Raw genomic sequence first — 20813 nt, forward strand, 5'->3', positions numbered from 1 at the left:
GTTAAATGCATAATTTGACCAACCGAGGCACGTAAAGAAGCCGTTACTAATGTAGTAGAGTAATGGACAGGGCTGCTGACATTACGATGTGTTAGCCTTCAAAAAATTAGAATCAATCATAGCGGGAGGGAGTATGTACGGACCAGATCCATCCAATAAACATCCAATGAAGGGATTTCCTCAGGTTTGTTTTGTCAAAAATACGGTGACAAATCCAAACATCATCGTGGGTGATTTTACTTATTACGACGACCCAGAGGACTCAGAAAACTTCGAGCGCAACGTTCTCTATCATTTCCCTTTTATTGGTGACAAGCTGATTATCGGTAAGTTTTGCGCCATCGCAAGAGGCGTCCAGTTCATTATGAACGGGGCAAACCATAAACTTTCTGGCTTCTCTACTTTCCCGTTTTATATTTTCGGGAATGGATGGGAAAAGTCCATGCCCCAAGCCGGTGATTTGCCCTACAAAGGCGATACTATAATCGGCAATGATGTGTGGATCGGGTATAAAGCGCTGATTATGCCCGGCGTAAAGATCGGTAATGGGGCGATAATCTCTTCACGTGCGGTGGTGACTTCTGATGTACCTGCCTATGCCATTGTAGGTGGCAATCCTGCCAAAGTGATTAAGAAACGATTTACCGATGAAACGATAGCAACGCTAGAAAAACTGGCGTGGTGGGATTGGCCCATAGAAAAGATTACTCAGAACCTTACTGCAATAATGTCCAGTAATATAGACGCATTACATGACTAAAAGGCCCTGCTTTTTGGCTTTCACATTCGTGGTATCTATGATGTCTGTTTTCGGCACGAAACTGCCCGTTCCGCAAATACCTCGGGCAGCTTAGTGCGAGAAACGGACTTATTGCCATCAGGTATGCAGAGAGCATTAGGTCTCACTGAAATTCTAAAAAATTAATGCTAAAACATCTGAGTTCAGTCCATATTCAGATCGAACAGGCGATATATGGCAATTTTGCCACTCGAGGTTAGGTTCACTTCGCGATATCCCTGTGTGCAGGTTATCCATTTATTTTGTAAAAAAAACGTCATCAGCGCTGAGCCTGCTTCTCCCCCCAGATGGAAACGTCTTTCGCTCCAGTCGAGGCAGGCACAACAGGATTTGCGTCGTGGTCGCGGGTTAAGAACTACTCCGATGCGCTGAAAATGGGATTTTCCGGCTTGCGTCAGTGCACTGCCCCCAGCCTCAAGCCATCGTTCCTGCAACATAAACGCGTAAATACTGATAGCAAGTTCTCCTGCCAGATGGTCATAACAAGTGCGAGCGAATCGTAAATGTGTCGGCGTTCGGGTCGCAGGGGATTTGAAGGTATGCATGGAAACCCCCATCAGGTTTTCCAGTAATGCGGCAATATGATGACCTGCGAGGCTGTAATAGCGGTGGCGTCCCTGAGTCAGGCACACAACCAGCCCGTTGTTCAGAAGTCGGGATAGGTGCCCGCTGGTCGTGGATGGGGCAATGTCTGCAACCGCACTGAGTTCAGTTGCTGTCCACGCGCGTCCATCCATCAGGGCGCACAGAATACTGACCCTTGACGGATCAGCTATGGCAGAAGCAATCAAAGACATCGATTTTTCGAGAGAGTCATCCGACTCACTGTCATATTCGGTTTTCAGAAAGTTCATTCAGAGGGTAATGCCCATTTTCGCGTCACTTCAGCTGCATGAGTATCATCATCCGTCAGCAGAATGAGTCGGTTACTGTGGTCGCTGTACTGTACCAGAATGTTGATACCATTCCTGGCAATTGTTTCAGCTATCTCCCCTAATTCTCCCGGACGTTCCTGAGGTAACTTTCTTATCACAGGGCGGCACACTTTATGGACGTCAAAACCAGCTTCAGTAAGAACCTTGCGGGCTTTTTCGCCGTCCTGAACCAGAAAATTCGCGTGTCCTGTTTCGGATGTTGAAAATACACCGCCCCCTTCAAGACCGACACCATTTTTACCCAACACGCTGCCAAGTGATCCAAGTGCCCCTGGGGTATTACTGAGAATGACGTGAATATTAAACATGATGATGTGCTTCCTTATCAGAAGAGTAGTCACGAAATACGCTTGCAACACGGATTCTGTAAAAAGAAAAAATCGACTGTTTACCTTCTTTTTGCGCAGCCAGATGCATAACATTCTGCTTCCATCCAGCCACAGAGTTCTCATCCTCCCACCATGACAAAGAAAGTAATTTCCCCGGTGTACTCAGACTCTGGAATCGCTCAATAGAAATAAATCCCGGAGTGCCTAACAATAGTGGCTTGAGTTCAGAAGCAAGCTGAAAATATCGCTCCTGCGCTTCGGGTAATGCTTCTGCCTCGAAAATAACTGCAATCATTGATCGGCTCCTTCGTTAATTTCTAATGAGTTTATTACCAACGAAAGTCTGATACTTCGGTCTGCACCGAAATATGTAAGTTTCATGAAAACAAAACTTTCGCGAACGATAAAAGCTCACTTAGTACTGAAAGTGAAATTGAATATAGGGATCGATATACGAGCGGGTAAACTTATCTAAATTGAACTATCCGTAACATCCCCTTCTGGTACGAGGCGAACAAGATTTTGGAGATGAAGATCTGCTGTGAGCGATAAGCAGACATGATATGCAGTAGTGATTTAGCTCAAAACTCAATCATTCTGTAAAGGATATGATTACATCACTCTCAAAATTTATCTTTGTCATAAATGGATTAAGACTTATGACTATCAATATAAGACCAGCTCAAGCATCTGATGTTGAAAGTATTTTCACTGTCAGAACATCAGTCACCGAAAATCATCTGACCCGTGAAGAGATGCTGGTGATGGGCATCAGCGAAACTACCGTGTGCAATATGATCGAAGAGAATCTTTGCGCATGGGTTGCAACAGATGATGATGAAGTTGTGGGCTTTTCGATGATTTTAAGGGAGAAAGGCTCTCTTTTTGGTCTTTTTGTTCTTCCTGCATATGAAGGCAGAGGCATCGGTCGCAGGCTTACAAGGATTGCGGAACAGGAGTTGTTCAAACAACACAAAGTTGCCTGGCTGGAAACAGATAAAAACAGTCGTGCGGCCAAATTCTACATGCAACTCGGCTGGGGTAATAAGACACAATTAAATGGTGCTTATATTCGATTAGAGAAACAACGTGGTGTTTAACCTTCTACGGCTCTTATCAAGTTCCGCTTCTGATATAAAGCGAACCATCCGGCTGAGCTGAAGGCCCGCTTCGAGTGAAAAGCGGTAGTTAGCCTCACACATACACCATTAGTATCTCGGGTGACCTCTATAAGTAAATGGCTCGGATTGCAGGGAAACTTACGCTGAACTGATGTCGCTAGCATCTCATTCCATTAATAAATAAGGTGAGCGTCAAACAGATTCATTGTGGTACAGCAGCCACGCCGATTCGATGCCATTTTTCCGGAGGGCTGATACCAAAGTGACCCGCCTCAATAACCAGTTCCAGATCTGCTGTCGTACTTTCAGCATCAGAGAAGCCAAAATACTTAACCGCACCTTGCATGACAGACAGGCGGCCGTAAACACCAGCTTTCGTATTGTGATGACTCAGAAGAGCTGCAACTCCCGCAACAATCCAAATGCCAGTTTCATATGCGCTTCACTGACAATGAATGCCCTCAACTGCTGCGCCTCATCATACCCTTTGGCAATCAAACCCTGCGGTTCGGCAAAGATTTGCCAGCTCAAATCACCGCGCTGGGTTTCACCCGCGAGATGCAATGGCAGCTCAGGTGTTTTCACTTTCACCAACATGGCGGGAAGCACAATATCATCGGTTGCACCCAACAGATTTTTAGCCAGCGTCATGGCGCTAAACTGAATAGGTTGCAGGAACGGCAGCACCTTACCGTCAATTTCAGCACAGTCCCCCAGCGCATAAATATTTGCGTTTGATGTTTGCAACTGGTGATTGACCTGAATACCGCGATTCACTTCTAGCCCGGCGTGTTGTGCAAGCCCAACATTAGGACGCAGGCCGATAGCCGCGACAACTGCATCAACACCAACCACTCGCCCGTTACTAAGTGCGGCATTAATGCACTGCGGCGTTTTAGACAGTGATTCAAGATGTTGATTAAGCAGCAACTCGACACCCATTTGATTCAGGCGATGCTGAAGACGGCTGCTGACTTCTACAGGCATCAGCGAAGCAAGCAGGCTGGAAGCGTTATCGACCAAAATGACCTGTTTACCCGCGCGGCAAAAATCCATCGCAAGCTCAGTACCAATCAAGCCACCACCTAAAATCATCACTCGGTGGGCGTCACGCAGCGACGATTCACAGGTCTGATACTCTTGCTGGCTGTTGAGCGTCAGCATCAGTTCTTTTCCAGGAATCGGAGGCAGCAGTGCACTTGATCCGGTTGCCAGAACCAGTTTGTCGTACTGCCATTGCTGGTTGCCACATTTAACCAAGCGCTCGCGAGTATCAATATCCGACACCCAGCTATTGGCATTGAGCGTTAAATTGAACTGCTCGGCAAACATCCCAGCACGCTGACGGGTGAGGTCGTCTGCACACTGATTCAGGCTAATAACATGGCTGAGTTCGGGCTTGTTGTATTCATCCATGCTATCGGCGGCAATCATACGCACAGGAACCTGTGCGTCATGTTTACGGATATTTTTTACCAGTTGGCGGGCCGCAAAACCAGAACCGATAATGACAATACCGTGGCTCATTTTGCCTCCGTTACCAGCACGTCAAACACATCTTTACCGAGAGAGCATTCCGGACATAGGAAGGTTTCTGGTACTTCACTCCAAGGGGTGCCAGGTGCAACTTCCTGCATTGGTTCACCGGTTTGCGGATCATAAATCCACTGGCAAACGCTGCATTGCATAGATGGGCCTAAGTCCACACAGGTTTTCATTTCTTCAACATTTGCTGTCTGTGGTGCGGTGGCAGTCGCTGAAACCAATGGCGTCAACGCCCACTGGCGTGCGATTTCACGGCCATGCTGACGACAGATTTCCAACGCATCGAGATCTGGGCGCCATTTAGCTTTCAGGCTCAGCGACATTTCAAAACCAGCATCCTGCAAGCGGGTAGAAAGGCGGTCTACCGCACCGCCGCTCCAGCCGTGGGAACCAAATGCGCTGGCGCGTTTATTACGGAAACGCATGCCGGTCATCTCTTCAACCAGACCGGCAATTTTTGGCATCATCACATTGTTCATGGTGGATGTGCCGACCAGTACGCCTTTAGAACGGAAGACGTTAGTCAGAATGTCATTTTTGTCACTACGGGCGACGTTAAAGATTTTTACCGCCATACTTGGGTCAACTTCGTTAATCCCCTGGCCAATGGCGTCTGCCATCATCCGGGTGTTGTTTGACATGGTGTCGTAGAAAATAGTGATGCGGTCTTCCTGATAGTCTGCCGCCCATTTCAGATACATTTCGACAATCTGAGTCGGGTTATCACGCCATACCACACCGTGTGAGGTGGCAATCATATCCACTGGCAGGTTGAAGCCGAGGATCTCGGTGATTTTCGGTGTTACCAGGCGGCTGAACGGAGTCAGGATGTTGGCGTAGTAGCGCTGACATTGTTCGAACAGCTCGGTTTGATCTACTTCATCATTGAACAGGCGTTCATCGCAATAGTGCTGACCGAAGGCATCGTTACTGAACAGCACGGCATCGCCAGTCATATAGGTCATCATACTGTCCGGCCAGTGCAGCATTGGGGTTTCAACGAAGATCAGTTGTTTCCCGTTACCAATGTCCAAACTGTCACCGGTTTTCACCACGTTGAAGTTCCACTCAGGGTGATGATGGTGGCCGGTGATGGAATCGATGGCGTTAGCGGTACAGTAAATTGGTGTGTCCGGGATGCAGGACATCAGCTCAGTCAGTGCGCCTGCATGGTCTTCTTCCGCATGATTAATAATGATGTAATCAATATCGGCCAGGTTTATTTCGCTACGCAAGTTCTGCACAAACTCGCGGCTGAACTTATGATCAACGGTGTCTATCAGGACATTTTTCTCTTCACGGATGAGATAGCTATTGTAACTGCTGCCACGCAGTGTTTTGTATTCGGTGCCGTGGAAGTCACGCACTTCCCAATCACGTTGGCCAACCCAATGAATGTTGTTTTTTACTAAAATAGCCATTCTTATACCTCAGAAAAGAATTAAAAAAATAATGCTCATGCTAGGGTTAATACAAATGGCATGCCAACTTTTCAATTAATTGATTCTAAAGGTTTTTATTAATATTGATGAAATAAAATTGTCATTTTGACTATTTAGTTAAATGTGTTTTTGACAACGCGATTGTTTTTTTGACTATCAAGAGATAAGTTAACATTGGTTTGCTTGAATCTATCTGGCATCGTCATACTCCTTCGCAAAATTATCTAACCAGATTTGGCATATTCCGTGCCATTTGTTAACGCGTTGATTTGCATCTAGCAGAAAATTCTCTATTGTGTTAAGCACAATACCTACCTTTGTCATTAAGACAATTCATGTGCGGGTGACAATATGGCTCTTTCTGTTGAAACGCTGGCGGCACTTGCCGTCGATATTCAGAATGGTGTGAACGGACGCGATCGTTTTATGCGGATGATTAACAGCATCCACAGCGCGCTAAACTGCGATGCCACCGCACTGTTACGCTACGAAAATCTGCAATTTCGGCCACTGGCCACCGCTGGCTTGGCGCCGGATGTGATGGGGCGCCGATTCAATCTTGATGTTCATCCACGGCTTGAAGCCATCGCGCGCGCTGGTGATGTGGTGCGCTTTCCTGCCGACAGCGATTTACCGGATCCCTATGATGGATTGATTCCCGATCAAGGCGATTTGCACGTTCACGCCTGCGTCGGCATCCCCCTTTTTGTCGGGCAAACGCTGATCGGCGCTCTGACGCTGGATGGCATTAATGCCACTCAGTTTGATGAGTACAGTGATGAAGAATTACGGGTGCTGGCGAGCCTGACTGCGGGTGCATTGAATAATGCCTTGCTGATGGAGCGCTTAGAGAAACCCGCCTCATCTTTTATACCGTCACCTCGCCGACCGGAAGAGAATGAAGAGGTTGAAATTATTGGTGATTCAGCAGCGTTAGCGCACCTCAAAAAAGAGATTGGTGTTGTTGCGCCCTGCGATCTCAGCGTTTTGATAATGGGAGAAACCGGCACCGGTAAAGAGCTTATTGCTCTGGCTATTCACCGACAATCGCATCGCTCAGCGCGACCGCTGATTTATCTGAACTGTGCAGCCCTGCCGGAAAGCGTGGCGGAAAGCGAGCTATTTGGCCATGTCAAAGGCGCGTTCACCGGTGCCATTCACGATCGGCGAGGAAAATTCGAGTTGGCGGATAAAGGAACGCTGTTTCTTGACGAGATCGGAGAATTGCCGCTTTCGCTGCAGGCTAAGCTTTTACGTGTGTTGCAGTATGGCGATCTGCAGCGGGTGGGGGAAGATAAGCCGCTTACCGTTGATGTACGCATTATCGCCGCAACCAACCTTGATATGCGTAAAGCGGTGACCGATGGCAAATTCAGGGCTGATCTTTATCATCGCCTTAGTGTCTTCCCGTTGTTCGTCCCATCGCTGAATGAGCGTCGGGAGGATATTGTGCTGCTGGCTGGCTATTTCTGTGAAAAGTGTCGGGTCAAATTCAGTCTGATAAGCATTGCGCTGAGTTCTGACTGCCGCGCTATGCTGCAAGCCGCCAGTTGGCCGGGAAATGTGCGCGAGCTTGAACATGCCATATATCGTGCCGTTATCATCGCGCAAGCCGAATCACGCAACGGTAAAGTTATTTTGCTTTCGCAACATTTCCAGTTTGAAAATGAGAGGGCTGTTCATGCAGAACCAACCAAAACGTTGGAAGCAATGCCCGCGATGAATCTCAGCGAGGCGACGCGTAAATTTCAATACAATTATATCCAACAGGTCTATGTAGACTGTGATCAGGTGTGGGCTAAAGCGGCAAGAAAGCTTGAACTAGATCCGGGTAATCTTCATCGACTGGCAGTCAAACTGGGCCTAAAGAAATAGAGTAATGGACAGGGCTACTGACATTACGATGTGTTAGCCTTCAAAATGTAGGTGGCAATCCAGCCAAAGTGATTAAGAAACGATTTACTGATGAAACGATAGCAACGCTAGAAAAACTGGCGTGGTGGGATTGACCCATAGAAAAGATTACTCAGAACCATACTGCAATAATGTCCAGTAATATAGACGCATTACATGACTAAAAGGCCCTGCTTTTTGGCTTTCACAATCTTGGTATCGCGTCCTTCGTTACGTTGCAGAGAATAGCCATTAGCTATTTCTGCCCCTCATGAAATGAACACAATCAAACATAACTTTGCATGATCTAGCATGTGGTGATACTTTGATTTGCGTAACGTGTCAATGCTCGGATCTATTCGCCAAATACTAATATTGATGACCAAACAGTCAGGAGGAAGCATGATAAAGCTGATTATTACGGATCTTGATGGCACATTTTTAAACAGCCAGGGCGACTATGATCGGGCGTTATTTGCCAAGACATGGGCAAATATGTTGTCCCGCGGGGTGCATTTTGCTGCATGTACCGGCAAGCAATGTGAGCGGGTGGAAGAACTTTTCGGGGAATTCAGTAAAGATATTTGGATAGTGGGTGACAGTGCCACGCGCATCAAACATAACGGTAACTTTGCCTTTCAGTCCCTGATTGATAATGCGACAGGCAGGGCAATCATTAACACGCTTGAGGAAGTGAGTTCCTCGCATGTCATCATTGCGTGTACTCCGGAAGGCGCGATCGTGCGGTCCGATGTTCCGCAACATCTGAAGGATAAGGTCAGACGTTCCTATGCACGCATGATAGAGACTGTGGACTTCGGCAGGGTCGACAGTGATTTTGTCAAAATCACTGTTTTTGATGAGGAGGGAAACTGCCCGCAGACTCGTCCGCACTTAAGCCCGTTTGAGGAAGATGTGTACATCGTGGTTTCTGAAGCCTCATGGATAGATATTGCCGGATATGGCGTACATAAGGGGAGCACCGTCCAAAAACTTCAGGAAATTCTGAATGTCAGTCCGGAAGAAACAATGGCCTTTGGTGACGGATACAACGATCTCGAGCTTCTGGCTCAGGCTGAGTATAGCTTTGCGATGCGAAACGCCTTTGATGAGGTTAAGCATGCGGCACGTTTTATCACCGGAACCAATGATGAAAGTGCAGTCATGGACACTATCAACCGGCTGCTTGTGTTGCAATCCTGACGGGGATGGGCGGGAAGGCTTAAGACATACGCCTTCCCAAGGACGGGGGACATATTAGTCAGCAATTTCCAACCGTATATTTGTGTGTGCCAGAAAGCCTGTATCCGTCAGACTGCTTGCCACGACAACATCAATATCCTCACATGAAGCGACTTTATACCGTGCGACTTGGGGCATTTTATCCGCAATGACTGCTGCGATAATCTCATTGCTCTGCCGCATCACTTCTTTTTTAAAGCAGGCATCCTCATAGTAAACAGCCGTTAGTCCGGCCTGAAGGTCTAATCCGCAGACGCCGATAAACATCTGGTCAAACAACATCTCCCTGACATTCTTAAGAGGCTCTGACCCCAGAATACTTCCAGTCTGTGGATTCAGCTTTCCACCAAGCATAATAACTTCTCCCTGCTGACGTCCGCTCAGGGCTGCTGCTATTTGTGGGGAATTTGTCACAATGGTGAGATCGTAATCCTGAGGAATGAAGCTCACCATAGCAAGATAAGTAGACCCCCCGTCTATAAAGATACAGGTTCCGGTTCTGATGAGTTCCGCGCAACGTCTGGCCACACCTGACTTTTCTTCAATGCTGTGCATAACCCGCGTTTCAAAGCTTGCTGATCGTTTGAACTGGCTGACAGCCCCACCATAGACCTTTTTACACATCCCTTTGCGGACCATCGCCTGCAAATCCCTGCGTATCGTGTGTTCAGATACGCCCAGCTGGCAGGCAATATCAGCGCCTATAACTCGGCCGGTCTGCTGTAGCATCTGGTAAATCACTTCCTGTCTCTGTTCAGGCAAGGCGTCATAATCAATCATTCTGCACTCTCAAAATAAACATGACATTGCATAAGTGTACACAATGGAGCATAGTGGATTAATGATCATAATACACGTGTGACGTAACTGGGTAGGCATCTTTTGATAACGTTCATGAAGGAGAGCAAGAAAATGTGTGAGCCAACGTGCGTGTCCGGCAGGTGCCTCAGTACAGACTACGGCCCGCATTAAGTTTGATAGTGTACTGGTTACACCGGCATAAAAATGGAATGCCATCTACAGTCGCTCTCATAAACAAACAGCCAGATTCGCCAGTTGGCTTAAAATTCGTTATTATCCGCTGCCACTCTCCATCCGAGCAGTCTGATGTCTACGATTTTCGATACGTTTATCGCCCCGCCGTGCCATGAGCAAATAGAAACGCTCTATCAGGACGATCATCTGGTTCTTATCAATAAACCCGCTGGGCTGCTCAGCCTCTCAGGGAAAAATCCGCAAAATCTCGATTCGGTGCATCATCGACTGGTACAGATATTCCCCGGCTGCACCCTCGTCCATCGCCTTGATTTTGGTACTTCTGGGCTGATGGTGATTGCCCGCAATAAGGCGATTAATGCTGCTCTCTGCCAGCAGTTCAGTCAACGCACGGTGACCAAGAAGTACAGTGCACTGCTTTGTGGACATTTGGACGATAACGAAGGGGTGATAGACGCTGCGATTGCTAAGGATCCGGCACTATTCCCTCTGATGTCGATTTGCGCAATTCACGGTAAGCCCGCCCGCTCCCACTTTCGGGTCATTGAGCGTATTTATCACGAGTTGGAAGACAGGTCGTTGTTGCCGTTAACGCGGGTACAGCTAACCCCTGAGACCGGGCGCACCCATCAACTACGCATCCACTGCCAGCAGTTGGGCCACCCTATTTTGGGCTGCGACCTGTATGGCGGCCGCTTGATATCAGGAACCGAACAGGTTCCGCGGCTGATGTTGCACGCCAGTGAATTGCATTTTGTTCATCCCATCAGCGAAGAGCGGATCAACGCCCGGCATGCGAGCCCGTTCTAAGCGCGCTCATTACCACATTAAATCATCGGGCACTTTAAAATCAGCATACGGATCTTCTTCATCTTGCTCTTCCTGACTAAGCGCACTGTTTAAGACAATACTGCTAGCATCTCGCTGGGCAATTTTATCGGCCACGCTCGCGGGAATAATTGCGTATTCACTCTCACCACTGTTATTAATAGCCAAACGAGCAATGGCAAGGCGACCATTAATCAATTGAGTTTGAGTAGGCTTATCCACGACGACTTTTTTAATTAAATTATTATCGGTGAAGTTAAAATCAATATTGCCTTTTAAAACGTCGATTTTGTTCATTTCAATCAGTTGCTTAACCTGAGCTTTATGCTCTTTGGATAAAGCCGCTTTGTTTTGTTCCTCACTTATCTGCTTGTCACGTTCAAGTTGAGTCTTTTTATTTTCTTCCACCGCCTCTCTTGCCTCACGGGCCTGAACGCGTGATTTTTTAGCCGTTCTTTGGACTTTAGCGATCTTTTTACTGGTCACTAACCCAGCTTTTAACATCTGCTCTTGTAAAGTGAGTTTTGTCATTTTCGTTTCTAAACCAATTAAGTAATTTACGAGATTATACCTATAATTTTTGAGGCAGTACTAGGTGTCATATTCATCCCCAAATATGCACTATTTCTCGCCCAGTATTGCTACAAATAAAAGGGCGATTCAAGCGTTCCAGATGGGCCACCTGGAATAGTTTCTTTCAAGCTGCGAATGAATGCACGGGTTGCGGGGGAATGCAGCGCACCCTTACGGCTCATGATGCCAATATCGCGATGAGTGTCATTCAGATGAATTCGTAATGGCGTTAGCACCCCGATTGATATCTCATATTCCAGTTGGTGAGATGACACAACCGCCACCATATCAGACCTCAACAGCAGCTCCCTCACCACGGTGGGGTCACCAGTTTCCACCACTGGTTGCGGCGCATCCATGCCGAGACGGCGAAATGCCTTGAGTAACGAATGCCTTGACGGCGCATTCTCTCGCGGTAATACCCACTTAATATTGTCAAAATCTGCCGCGATTAAATCTCGGCCCGTCAGGAAATGGGCTGGACGAGTGAGCAGAATCAGCTCTTCGGTAAAGAGTTTGATTTTATCGAGGTCATCAACACTCGAATCATGGCGTAATGCGCCAATAATCAGATCGATATTTCCCCCGCGTAACTCACTCACAAGTCTATCGAATGCACTTTCATCGGTAGCGACTTTTATCGTCTCATGAGCATGAATGGCGTTAATTATCGCTTTGGGTAACAGCCCAGCACGGCTCAACGGCAGCGCACCGACATGCACGGTTCCGGTGACGATGCCTTTCATCGCCGCAATCTCTTCTGGAATACGGCGTATCTCGTTTAATGCGCGGCTTATTGATGGAGCTATTTTTCTGCTCATTTTGGTCGGCATCATACCTTGTGCTGTTCGACGAAACAGTACGGCCCCACAACCTTGCTCCATGGTTTTTATCGCTGCACTGACAGCAGATGAGGTGATATCTAACGAATTGGCGACGTTGCGGGTGGAATGCAGCTGATACAAGGCCAGAAAAATCTTCAACCGCATCACGTTATACAGCCAAAGCGGTTCTGAAAAATCGGAGCCTGTGTCATCTATCAATGGCGGGACTTGCTGGAGTTCATCAAGTATCTGTATCGCTCGCGGTAAAATAGATTTTCCCTGCTCAGTCAATAACATTCCTGCTGAATGCCGTTCAAATAGCGACTCGCCTAAAATGTGTTCAAGCTCACGAATAGAACGCGTTATCGCAGATTGAGTGCGAAATAAATTATGTGCCGCCTGAGAGATACTTCCGGTTTGTGCAACTCGCAGGAATGCCCTTATCTGCATGATATTAAATAATTTATTTTCCTGCTTATTTTTCAATTTGACTGTCCCCCCAATATCGCCTCTTTCACCACATTAAATAAAACTCATAGCGATGGCAACTAAACGCATTATCCCGCCTTGACATCATCATGGAAGAATAACGTTGACGAATAAGCAGGATAAAAGGAGAAGTTTATGACGAGTCCTACCCCTAAAAGTGCCCTAGTAGTCAGTGCACATTCAGCAGATTTTGTTTGGCGAGCAGGCGGAGCGATAGCCCTTCACGTTGAGCAAGGTTACCAAGTTCATATTGTTTGCCTTTCTTATGGTGAGCGCGGCGAGTCGGCAAAACTCTGGCGTAAAGGGCAAATGACTGAAGCCTCGGTTAAAGAGCAGCGACAAGAAGAAGCTCAAGCTGCGGCCGATATTTTAGGTGCCAGTATCGAGTATTTTGATCTTGGCGACTATCCATTGCGGGCCGACAAACAGGCGTTATTCAAATTAGCCGATGTGTATCGCAGAATTCAGCCTCACTTCGTACTGACGCACTCTCTCGCTGACCCCTATAATTATGATCATCCTCTTGCCGCCAGCCTGACCCAAGAGGCAAGAATCATTGCCCAAGCAGAAGGTTATCGGCCCGGCGAAAATATCATTGGGGCTCCCCCAGTGTATTGTTTCGAACCGCACCAACCCGAGCAATGCGGCTGGAAACCGGATGTCCTGCTCGATATCACCTCTGTATGGGATAAAAAGTACGCCGCAATCCAATGCATGGCTGGGCAAGAACATCTGTGGGAATACTACACTCGCGTCGCCTTACAGCGAGGTGTTCAAGCTAAGCGCAACGTCGGCATAACGTCCCAAAGAGCATTAGTTCACGCAGAAGGGTATCAGAGCATTTTCCCTCGCGTGACGGAGGTTCTCTCATGAGTGACATCAATAGAAAAGGGATTGTGGTCACCCACATTGAGCGTAGCGATCCAGCGTTGCTCGCACGTTTCCAGACCTTTGGCGTCGCAACCACACATGAAGCACAGGGTCGCATGGGGTTGCTTGAACATCGCGTTCGCCCCATCCAACAAGGCGTTACCATTGCGGGAAATGCGATCACTGTCTTGGTTTCTCCCGGTGACAATTGGATGTTCCACGTTGCTGTAGAACAGTGTCAACCCGGTGATGTGCTACTGGTTACGCCCACCTCCCCCTGCTATGACGGTTTTTTTGGTGACTTACTCGCAACGTCATTACAGGCGCGTGGCGTGGTTGCGCTGGTTGGGGATATTGGTATACGCGATAGCCAAACGCTCAGGGAAATGTCCTTCCCTGTCTGGTCAAGTTTAGTTTTCGCGCAAGGTACCGTGAAAGAGACCATTGGCTCAGTCAACGTGCCTATTATCTGTGCGGGGCAGTTAGTGCATCCGGGCGATATCGTGGTCGCTGATGATGACGGCGTGGTCATTGTTCCTCGTCAAAAAGGCACATGGGTTGCCGATGCCGCGCAACAACGCCTCATCCAAGAAGAGAGTAAACGCCAACGTTTATCTCGCGGCGAACTGGGTTTAGACATTTATCACATGCGGGACAAACTCTCAGCAAAAGGATTGCAGTACATCCATTCATTGACTGACCTCAATGACTGACCGTGGCGTATTCGCGGCAAGATAATTTGCTGATTGCACCCGAAAGGATACTGTTATGAATGAGAAATTATGGAAAACAGGCATACTAATCGCAGTCCCGCTGGTGATGTGGTTCATCCCGCCTCCAGCGGGTCTTGAGGTTGATGCATGGCGATTATTTGGTTTCTACATTACCGCTATTATTGGGCTTATTTTAAGGCCCTTCCCTGAACCGGTTATTCTCCTGTCAGTTGTAGGTCTGTCAGGATTATTTCTAAATAACACCAGCCAGATTCTGGTGGGCTACGCAACAACGACGGTTTGGTTAGTCTTCGCGGCTTTCGGTATTAGCGTCGCGTTCGTCAAAACAGGCCTGGGTAAGCGTATCGCCTTTCATATGATCAGGCTTTTTGGCGGCACGACACTGCGTTTAGGCTACGTCACGGCTTTTCTTGAGTTTGTGATTGCTCCCGTCACGCCATCAAATACTGCGCGGAGTGGCGGAATTGTCTTCCCCATTATTCTTTCCGTGGTGAAAGCCCTTGGTTCAGAACCCGGCGAAACAGCCAAAAAAGCCGGTTCATACTTAATGTCGAATATCTACTTCGTGATGAAAGTCAGTAGCTTTATCTTCATCACGGCGATGGCACCGAATTTGCTCGTGGCAGAATTTGCCAACAGTATTTTGGATGTTCATCTCGATTGGGGTGTTTGGGCATTGGCCATGATTGTACCCGGCGTTTTACTCTTACTTATCGTCCCTGCGGTTGGCTACTGGCTTGATAAACCGGAGATAACCAAGGTCGATAATGAAAGAATTGCCTCTGAAGGGCTCAAAGAACTGGGGAGGATGACAAGGAAAGAGAAGATTCTGGTCGGGATCTTTGTTACCGCACTGCTAGGCTGGGCACTTCCCTCAATTCTGTCACAGGTATTTGGCATCACATTTAAAATTGAGGCGACGGCAATTGCCATTGTTGCCATGATTCTATGTGTGCTAAGTGGCGTGATTAAATGGGATGACTTCCTCAATACGAAAGGCGCATGGAATACATTATTATGGTTCGGTGGGATCATTGGGCTTGCCAGCGCACTGAATAAAGCAAAAGTATTTGACTGGTTAGCGGAGTTGATACAAGACAAAATTGATTTTGGTCATTACCCTTTTATTGTTCTAACGGTTATTGGCTTTGTGAGTATCGCTATTCGTTATTTCTTTGCTTCCGCGAGTTCCTTTACCATTGCCATGCTGCCCGTATTTTTCACCGTCGGTAAAGTAGCTGGCGCCGACCCTATGGCACTGGCGTTATTACTGGCAGCCACTAACTCTTACGGTGGATCATTAACACATTACGGAGGCGGTGCAGCACCCATTATTTTTGGCGCGGGATACAGCGATGTTAAACAATGGTGGATATCAGGTGCCGTCATTGCCATGGTCTGCTTCATTATCACAATAACCATTGGTTATGCTTGGTGGTCATTTATCGGGCTAGTTTAAAATAGCACGTACTGAATAATATTATTATATTAACAACTTCATTATTAACATATTTGAATATTGCTTTTCGCAATAGGCACAGGCTTTGTTATTAATAGCAACGCTGGGGAATTTTATTGACTGGAATACTATATTAACAAAAGTCATGTTAATAAGTGACATGTCATTGAAGGTATAGTATTCCTAATAGGAAAAATGAAATGATGAATAGTGATATGGATAATTCTGGGCAAGCCGCAGTTAAAGTCTTAAAGGTTATTTGCTCAATGGCCACATCTCGTCTTCTCCAAGAACTTATATTAGCTTATACCAAGCTGACGGGCACCCAAGTGAGGCTTGAAAGCACAGGCGGTGTTACTGCCGTACAGCGAGTCGCAGCAGGTGAAAAGTTCGATATCGTGATACTCGCCTTACCTGCTATTACGCGATTGGCAACCTCAGTACAATTTAGCCCGCCGGCTAACATCGCCTTGAGTAAAATGGCGCTGGCTGTTCATGAAGACCACCCCACGCTGGATATCAATAACGAGGAGGCATTGAGAACAGTATTGCTAGGGGCAAAATCCATCGGCTGCTCAACGGGCCCGAGTGGCGATCATCTGAAACAGATATTGACTCGTTGGGGGCAAGAAACGCAACTAGGTCAAAAATTAGTTGTTGCTCCCCCAGGAATTTCCGTGGGTTCGCTGATTGCCAGTGGAAAAGTAGATATCGGCTTTCAACAACTGAGCGAACTGCTTCCTCTACTTGGTATAAAAATACTTGAAAACTTACCGCCGGAAGTTCAATTGACGACCTGTTTTGCCGGTGCCATACCCGAATATTCCGAGGATGCTACCGCTGCAAAAGCACTGCTACAATTTTTAGTTTCCCCTGAAGCCGATGACATCAAAATTCAACATGGCATGACGCCAAGTGAATAGTGCGAAAGAGGATGATTCAACACAACATACACCACAAGAATTATCTTATTTCATCATCCGATTAATAAGATAATTCTCCCCTCACCGACTTCTCTTTTTATTACTTAAAATAATTGGGTATTAATTGTTTAGCCTTCGTTAAAAATTAAATATCTAATTATTACGGTGGCAATAGGGAGTGTATTTCATGTCACATTTTAACACATGTTAGTAGCTCCCCTTATAATTCAATGGTTAGGGTCATATTCTTACGATAACTTACCCCCTATATTTTCCTCAGACTTAAAGCCATTAGTGATCAAGGAGAAATAAATGGATGTAAACAAAGAGGAAAATAAAGTCGGCCCGGGCGCCTATTTTGCGCTGGCCTTCGCAGCGGTCTTTTTTTCAGGATTACTCGGAGGGCAAGAGTGGTATGGCGTATTTGATTTCACCACGTTGAATGGTGCATTCGGTAAAGTCGTCAGTCGAGCCAGTCTCGAGGGTGACACACTGGTCACCGCAACCAGTGCTTTTCGCGGTACCGGCGGTAATGGTGCAATGGATGGTTTCCTATTCGCATTGGGGCTAATTCCTGCGGTGATGTTCGCCCTAGGCATGATCAATGTGCTGGAGCATTATGGCGCATTACGCGCGGCACGTAAGTTACTGACACCGATGCTGCGCCCGCTGTTAGGCCTCCCTGGCAATACTGGCCTTGCCATGATCGGCAGCCTGCAAAGTACCGATGTCGGTGCATCACTCACCCGCAACTTAGCGGATGAAGGCCAGATAACCGAAAAAGAGAAAGATGTTTTCGCCATGTTTCAGTTTTCAGCGGGCGCGATGATCACTAACTTTTTCTCCTCCGGTGCCATTCTCTTTACGCTAATTGCCGTTGACGGCACTGCCGCCGTACCGACCTCAATCGGTGCCTGCATTGTGGTGATGTTTACCATGAAAATCGTTGGGGCCAATATCTTGCGTCTCATTCTGAAATTTATCGACAAAGACGTATCCGTTAAAACCGATGCGAAAGGGGAAGCGTGATGAGCACTCCGAATTCCAATCCCGTTATCACCGATGTGTTTGTTGCCGGTGCCCGTAAAGGCTGGAATATTGCCACGTCGAGTACCCTGCCAAATGTCGTTATGGCGTTTATCATTATTAAAGCGCTGGAAATCACGGGGGCGTTAAAAGGGCTAGGCCTGATTTTCTCCCCGATAATGGGATTATTTGGGTTACCCGGTGAAGCGGCTGCGGTATTAATTGGCAGTTGGATGTCGATGGGAGGTGGCATTGGTGTTGCCATCGGCTTGTTTGATAAAGGCATTATTACCGGCGAACACTTGGCTATCCTCGCACCTGCCATTTATCTGATGGGTTCACAAGTGCAATATCTCGGTCGTATTTTGGGTGTGATCGGGACCAGTGGCAAGCGTATCCCTCTCATGATTGGTATTTCCGTACTTAATGCATTTTTAGCCATGTTGCTGATGCGAATTATTGTCTAGAACAGGATGTCATATGAATATTGAGCGCTATATCGAAGAATTGGCAACACTGGTGAATGTCGACTGTGGAACGCAGACGCTAGCAGGCGTCAAAACCGTTGCTGAACGCATGCAGGCATTGTGGAAACAAGAAGGCTGGAATACAGAACAGGTTTCTCTGGGCGATAAAGTGGGGCCAGGGCTGTTGGTCACGAATAAACCACAGGCAACCCATTTTGATGTTCTGCTCGTGGGTCATCTTGATACGGTATTTCCAGCAGGAACCGTCGCTGAGCGCCCGATGAGTCGAGATACCGAACGCCTTTATGGGCCGGGTGTCGCCGACATGAAAAGTGGATTGCTCAACATCTTATGGGCCATTCGCGAGCTTGATACTGCGGACAAGTCACGTCTTTCTATCGCCATCGCCATGAACCCAGATGAAGAAACCGGCTCGGTCTACTCCCATGAGTGGATTGGTGAACTGGCAAAACGCTCCCGTGTGGTGCTGGTTTGTGAAGCGGCACGTGCAGATGGTTCACTGGTCAAAGCCCGTAAAGGCATGGTGGGCTACCACCTTACCTTCGACGGTGTTGCCGCCCATGCCGGTAATGACCCTGAAAAAGGACGTTCCGCCGTCACCGCGCTGGCAAACGCTATCATCGCCATTAATGGGCTGACGGACCTCAGCCGTGGTACGACATTGAATGTTGGCGTCGTCCAAGGGGGAAGCGCCGCAAACGTGGTGGCTGACCGAGCCATTGCCGAGTTGGATGTTCGTTTCTGGGAAAACGAAGAGTATGACCGCATTAACGAGAGCATGAATAAATTGTGCGCGAAGGGTTTTCTCGATGGCGTGACCACCACATTAGAGCAAGTCACTCATAAGCCCGCGATGGCCGCGAGTGATGACACATCATCACTGATGTCGTTGGTTGAGGACGCGGGTAAAGCCGAGGGTATCCCGATTACCTGGCAGGCTGTCGGGGGTGGCAGCGATGCCAATCATACCGCCGCGCTGGGTATCCCAACGCTAGATGGTCTTGGCCCTATCGGGGCGGGGTTCCACAGCACAGCAGAATATCTGCAAATTGATTCTATTCTGCCGCGTATCCGGCTGCTGCGCCGCATCATTTCTATGTTGTAATTTTATGGGCATCAGCCGTGAAGCATAGGCTGATGCCCCTCTATCGATATATCCATATATCCACCCTCCCCCCCCCAGATTAGCGGATCGACTGCACCGATGGGCGCTCCGACGGCTCACGCCGTTACGGCCCATTCGGCACATTTCCCCGCTTATCAACTTATCAACTTATCAACTTATCAACTTATCAACCTAGTCATCAGTTTGATGACTTAATCCTCTCACCCTGCAACTGAGAAGCTACAGCGCATAAAATATCAGCGCGGCAATGCCACCAAAGAGGATCCATTTTATCAAATAGTAAATTCGGCGATTCCACGCTTTTAAGCGTTTACCCACCTTGCGCACTGCATAGATATATTTAAATATCCGGTTCACGCCACCGGTACGATCGCCCTCATCATTCGGTGCCGCGGCAGCACTCATTAAATTGCGCCCTAACCAATGATTCACCCATTGCGCCCAGCGGTAGCGCATCGGCCGCTCAATATCGCAAAACAGAATCAGTCTATTTTGGCCACTTTGGTTTTCAGCATAGTGAATATAAGTTTCATCAAACAACACCCCCTCGCCGTCTCGCCAACTGTAAGTGGTGCCATCAACATCGATAAAACAGCGATCATCGTTCGGGGTGATTAAGCCCAGATGGTAACGTAAGGAGCCAGCATAGGGGTCACGATGCCTAGGTAAACGGCTACCATCGGGTAATTCAGCAAACATGGCTGCTTTGATGGACGGTAGCTCACGCAACAATGAGGTGGTATGTGGGCAGAGTGTCATCGCCGAAGGATGGCTGTCTTCATACCATTTTAGGTAAAAACGCTTCCAGCCCGTTTTAAAGAAAGAATTAAAACCCGCATCATTATACTTATCCGATGCTTTTATTTGCTGGATCGCCATCAAGGCTTTGCCCTCCTCCCTGATTTTCTGCCAGTTATCACGCAGAATGGTCAGTTCAGGGAAAAGGTCTTGTTTTAAATAGGGCGTCGTAGGAACGCGAGAGAATAAGTACATAAACACATTAAGAGGAGAGACAAATGTCGAATGATCTGAAAGTTGCCGCCAAAATTTATACCGAACTTTCCCTCGAAAATGGACATAGGCAACACAGAGGATAAAAATAGTGAGCACAATATATTTCATGATTTCCTATCAAATAAATATGGCGGGTAGCAAAATATTTAGCTGATCT

21 protein-coding genes and 1 pseudogene are annotated in these 20813 nt (G+C 47.5%); 12 read left to right on the forward strand and 10 right to left on the reverse strand.

Going from position 1 to position 20813, the window contains the following annotated elements; translation table 11 throughout:
- The first annotated feature begins 133 nt into the window (after positions 1–133).
- Complete coding sequence (locus BN68_RS06765; protein WP_019210405.1) at positions 134–760, forward strand: Vat family streptogramin A O-acetyltransferase; 627 nt, start codon at positions 134–136, stop codon at positions 758–760.
- A gap of 182 nt (positions 761–942) precedes the next feature.
- Here the strand turns inward: BN68_RS06765 and BN68_RS06770 are convergent, their stop codons facing one another.
- Genes BN68_RS06770 through BN68_RS06780 form a run of 3 tightly spaced genes read right to left on the reverse strand, consistent with a single transcriptional unit; the run spans position 943 to position 2358 of the window.
- Positions 943–1653, reverse strand: a complete 711-nt coding sequence (locus BN68_RS06770; RefSeq protein WP_019210406.1) for an ArsR/SmtB family transcription factor — start codon at positions 1651–1653, stop codon at positions 943–945.
- On the reverse strand, positions 1650–2042 hold the full coding sequence (locus BN68_RS06775) for an amino acid-binding protein (protein WP_019210407.1): 393 nt from the start codon (positions 2040–2042) through the stop codon (positions 1650–1652). The genes BN68_RS06770 and BN68_RS06775 overlap by 4 nt, the downstream gene beginning before the upstream one ends.
- Positions 2035–2358 carry an antibiotic biosynthesis monooxygenase family protein gene (locus tag BN68_RS06780; RefSeq protein ID WP_019210408.1) on the reverse strand — a complete coding sequence of 108 codons (324 nt, stop codon included), beginning with the start codon at positions 2356–2358 and terminating at the stop codon, positions 2035–2037. Before BN68_RS06780 ends, BN68_RS06775 begins: the two co-directional genes overlap by 8 nt.
- Positions 2359–2722: 364 nt before the next feature.
- Between BN68_RS06780 and BN68_RS06785 the strand changes: the two genes are divergently transcribed.
- Positions 2723–3163 carry a GNAT family N-acetyltransferase gene (locus BN68_RS06785; protein WP_019210409.1) on the forward strand — a complete coding sequence of 147 codons (441 nt, stop codon included), beginning with the start codon at positions 2723–2725 and terminating at the stop codon, positions 3161–3163.
- Positions 3164–3410: 247 nt separating this feature from the next.
- Here BN68_RS06785 and BN68_RS06790 read toward each other — a convergent pair.
- The 3 genes and pseudogenes from BN68_RS06790 to norV all read right to left on the reverse strand — a co-directional run.
- Positions 3411–3584: pseudogene (locus BN68_RS06790) on the reverse strand (DUF1971 domain-containing protein); the annotation flags it as partial.
- Positions 3575–4711 carry an NADH:flavorubredoxin reductase NorW gene (norW, locus tag BN68_RS06795; protein WP_019210411.1) on the reverse strand — a complete coding sequence of 379 codons (1137 nt, stop codon included), beginning with the start codon at positions 4709–4711 and terminating at the stop codon, positions 3575–3577. The gene norW and the pseudogene BN68_RS06790, both read right to left, overlap by 10 nt.
- The gene (gene norV / locus BN68_RS06800) at positions 4708–6150 is read right to left on the reverse strand and encodes an anaerobic nitric oxide reductase flavorubredoxin (RefSeq protein WP_019210412.1); all 1443 of its coding nucleotides are present in this window, start codon (positions 6148–6150) and stop codon (positions 4708–4710) included. The genes norW and norV overlap by 4 nt, the downstream gene beginning before the upstream one ends.
- A 372-nt stretch (positions 6151–6522) precedes the next feature.
- On the opposite strand from norV, the gene norR reads away from it, so the two are divergent.
- Positions 6523–8046 (forward strand): nitric oxide reductase transcriptional regulator NorR, encoded by a 1524-nt coding sequence (gene norR, locus BN68_RS06805; RefSeq protein WP_019210414.1) that lies wholly within the window; start codon positions 6523–6525, stop codon positions 8044–8046.
- Positions 8047–8466: 420 nt separating this feature from the next.
- Positions 8467–9267: a Cof-type HAD-IIB family hydrolase gene (locus BN68_RS06810; protein ID WP_019210415.1), complete on the forward strand. Its 801-nt coding sequence runs from the start codon at positions 8467–8469 to the stop codon at positions 9265–9267.
- 54 nt (positions 9268–9321) lie between these two features.
- On the opposite strand, the gene BN68_RS06815 is transcribed toward BN68_RS06810, so the two are convergent.
- Positions 9322–10086, reverse strand: a complete 765-nt coding sequence (locus tag BN68_RS06815; protein ID WP_019210416.1) for a DeoR/GlpR family DNA-binding transcription regulator — start codon at positions 10084–10086, stop codon at positions 9322–9324.
- A 327-nt stretch (positions 10087–10413) separates the two neighbouring features.
- Between BN68_RS06815 and BN68_RS06820 the strand changes: the two genes are divergently transcribed.
- Entirely contained in the window at positions 10414–11112 is a 699-nt protein-coding gene (locus BN68_RS06820; RefSeq protein ID WP_019210417.1) for an RluA family pseudouridine synthase, read from the forward strand.
- A gap of 9 nt (positions 11113–11121) precedes the next feature.
- Here the strand turns inward: BN68_RS06820 and BN68_RS06825 are convergent, their stop codons facing one another.
- A complete protein-coding gene (locus tag BN68_RS06825; protein ID WP_019210418.1) occupies positions 11122–11661 on the reverse strand; it encodes a DUF2058 domain-containing protein in 540 nt (179 codons plus the stop codon).
- Between the two features lie 110 nt (positions 11662–11771).
- Positions 11772–13013 (reverse strand): LysR family transcriptional regulator, encoded by a 1242-nt coding sequence (locus BN68_RS06830; protein WP_019210419.1) that lies wholly within the window; start codon positions 13011–13013, stop codon positions 11772–11774.
- A gap of 138 nt (positions 13014–13151) precedes the next feature.
- On the opposite strand from BN68_RS06830, the gene galB reads away from it, so the two are divergent.
- The 7 genes from galB (at position 13152) to BN68_RS06865 (ending at position 19621) form a co-directional block, all read left to right on the forward strand.
- Positions 13152–13889, forward strand: a complete 738-nt coding sequence (gene galB / locus BN68_RS06835; RefSeq protein WP_019210420.1) for a 4-oxalmesaconate hydratase — start codon at positions 13152–13154, stop codon at positions 13887–13889.
- Complete coding sequence (locus tag BN68_RS06840; RefSeq protein WP_019210421.1) at positions 13886–14599, forward strand: 4-carboxy-4-hydroxy-2-oxoadipate aldolase/oxaloacetate decarboxylase; 714 nt, start codon at positions 13886–13888, stop codon at positions 14597–14599. The genes galB and BN68_RS06840 overlap by 4 nt, the downstream gene beginning before the upstream one ends.
- A gap of 55 nt (positions 14600–14654) precedes the next feature.
- Positions 14655–16079, forward strand: a complete 1425-nt coding sequence (locus BN68_RS06845) for an anion permease (protein ID WP_019210422.1) — start codon at positions 14655–14657, stop codon at positions 16077–16079.
- A 200-nt stretch (positions 16080–16279) separates the two neighbouring features.
- Positions 16280–17002, forward strand: coding sequence for a substrate-binding domain-containing protein (locus tag BN68_RS06850; protein ID WP_019210423.1), 723 nt, complete (start codon positions 16280–16282; stop codon positions 17000–17002).
- Between the two features lie 312 nt (positions 17003–17314).
- Entirely contained in the window at positions 17315–18031 is a 717-nt protein-coding gene (locus BN68_RS06855; protein ID WP_019210424.1) for a nucleoside recognition domain-containing protein, read from the forward strand.
- Positions 18031–18495 carry a YjiG family protein gene (locus BN68_RS06860; RefSeq protein WP_019210425.1) on the forward strand — a complete coding sequence of 155 codons (465 nt, stop codon included), beginning with the start codon at positions 18031–18033 and terminating at the stop codon, positions 18493–18495. The genes BN68_RS06855 and BN68_RS06860 overlap by 1 nt, the downstream gene beginning before the upstream one ends.
- Positions 18496–18508: 13 nt before the next feature.
- Positions 18509–19621 carry a M20 family metallopeptidase gene (locus tag BN68_RS06865; RefSeq protein WP_019210426.1) on the forward strand — a complete coding sequence of 371 codons (1113 nt, stop codon included), beginning with the start codon at positions 18509–18511 and terminating at the stop codon, positions 19619–19621.
- A gap of 240 nt (positions 19622–19861) precedes the next feature.
- Here the strand turns inward: BN68_RS06865 and lpxO are convergent, their stop codons facing one another.
- On the reverse strand, positions 19862–20764 hold the full coding sequence (gene lpxO / locus BN68_RS06870) for a lipid A hydroxylase LpxO (protein ID WP_019210427.1): 903 nt from the start codon (positions 20762–20764) through the stop codon (positions 19862–19864).
- Positions 20765–20813: the final 49 nt, after the last annotated feature.

The organism is Yersinia massiliensis CCUG 53443, from assembly GCF_000312485.1.
In the GTDB taxonomy this organism is placed as follows: domain Bacteria; phylum Pseudomonadota; class Gammaproteobacteria; order Enterobacterales; family Enterobacteriaceae; genus Yersinia; species Yersinia massiliensis.

Excerpts from the sequence above, each read along its gene's own strand:
- BN68_RS06850 (WP_019210423.1), top strand. The coding sequence starts at position 16,280 with ATGATGAATAGTGATATGGATAATTCTGGGCAAGCCGCAGTTAAAGTC.
- BN68_RS06820 (WP_019210417.1), top strand. The coding sequence starts at position 10,414 with ATGTCTACGATTTTCGATACGTTTATCGCCCCGCCGTGCCATGAGCAA.
- BN68_RS06845 (WP_019210422.1), top strand. The coding sequence starts at position 14,655 with ATGAATGAGAAATTATGGAAAACAGGCATACTAATCGCAGTCCCGCTG.
- BN68_RS06840 (WP_019210421.1), top strand. The coding sequence starts at position 13,886 with ATGAGTGACATCAATAGAAAAGGGATTGTGGTCACCCACATTGAGCGT.
- BN68_RS06770 (WP_019210406.1), bottom strand. The coding sequence starts at position 1,653 with ATGAACTTTCTGAAAACCGAATATGACAGTGAGTCGGATGACTCTCTC.
- BN68_RS06765 (WP_019210405.1), top strand. The coding sequence starts at position 134 with ATGTACGGACCAGATCCATCCAATAAACATCCAATGAAGGGATTTCCT.
- BN68_RS06810 (WP_019210415.1), top strand. The coding sequence starts at position 8,467 with ATGATAAAGCTGATTATTACGGATCTTGATGGCACATTTTTAAACAGC.
- galB (WP_019210420.1), top strand. The coding sequence starts at position 13,152 with ATGACGAGTCCTACCCCTAAAAGTGCCCTAGTAGTCAGTGCACATTCA.
- BN68_RS06855 (WP_019210424.1), top strand. The coding sequence starts at position 17,315 with ATGGATGTAAACAAAGAGGAAAATAAAGTCGGCCCGGGCGCCTATTTT.
- norR (WP_019210414.1), top strand. The coding sequence starts at position 6,523 with ATGGCTCTTTCTGTTGAAACGCTGGCGGCACTTGCCGTCGATATTCAG.
- BN68_RS06785 (WP_019210409.1), top strand. The coding sequence starts at position 2,723 with ATGACTATCAATATAAGACCAGCTCAAGCATCTGATGTTGAAAGTATT.
- BN68_RS06865 (WP_019210426.1), top strand. The coding sequence starts at position 18,509 with ATGAATATTGAGCGCTATATCGAAGAATTGGCAACACTGGTGAATGTC.
- BN68_RS06825 (WP_019210418.1), bottom strand. The coding sequence starts at position 11,661 with ATGACAAAACTCACTTTACAAGAGCAGATGTTAAAAGCTGGGTTAGTG.
- BN68_RS06780 (WP_019210408.1), bottom strand. The coding sequence starts at position 2,358 with ATGATTGCAGTTATTTTCGAGGCAGAAGCATTACCCGAAGCGCAGGAG.
- BN68_RS06775 (WP_019210407.1), bottom strand. The coding sequence starts at position 2,042 with ATGTTTAATATTCACGTCATTCTCAGTAATACCCCAGGGGCACTTGGA.
- norW (WP_019210411.1), bottom strand. The coding sequence starts at position 4,711 with ATGAGCCACGGTATTGTCATTATCGGTTCTGGTTTTGCGGCCCGCCAA.
- norV (WP_019210412.1), bottom strand. The coding sequence starts at position 6,150 with ATGGCTATTTTAGTAAAAAACAACATTCATTGGGTTGGCCAACGTGAT.
- BN68_RS06815 (WP_019210416.1), bottom strand. The coding sequence starts at position 10,086 with ATGATTGATTATGACGCCTTGCCTGAACAGAGACAGGAAGTGATTTAC.
- lpxO (WP_019210427.1), bottom strand. The coding sequence starts at position 20,764 with ATGAAATATATTGTGCTCACTATTTTTATCCTCTGTGTTGCCTATGTC.
- BN68_RS06860 (WP_019210425.1), top strand. The coding sequence starts at position 18,031 with ATGAGCACTCCGAATTCCAATCCCGTTATCACCGATGTGTTTGTTGCC.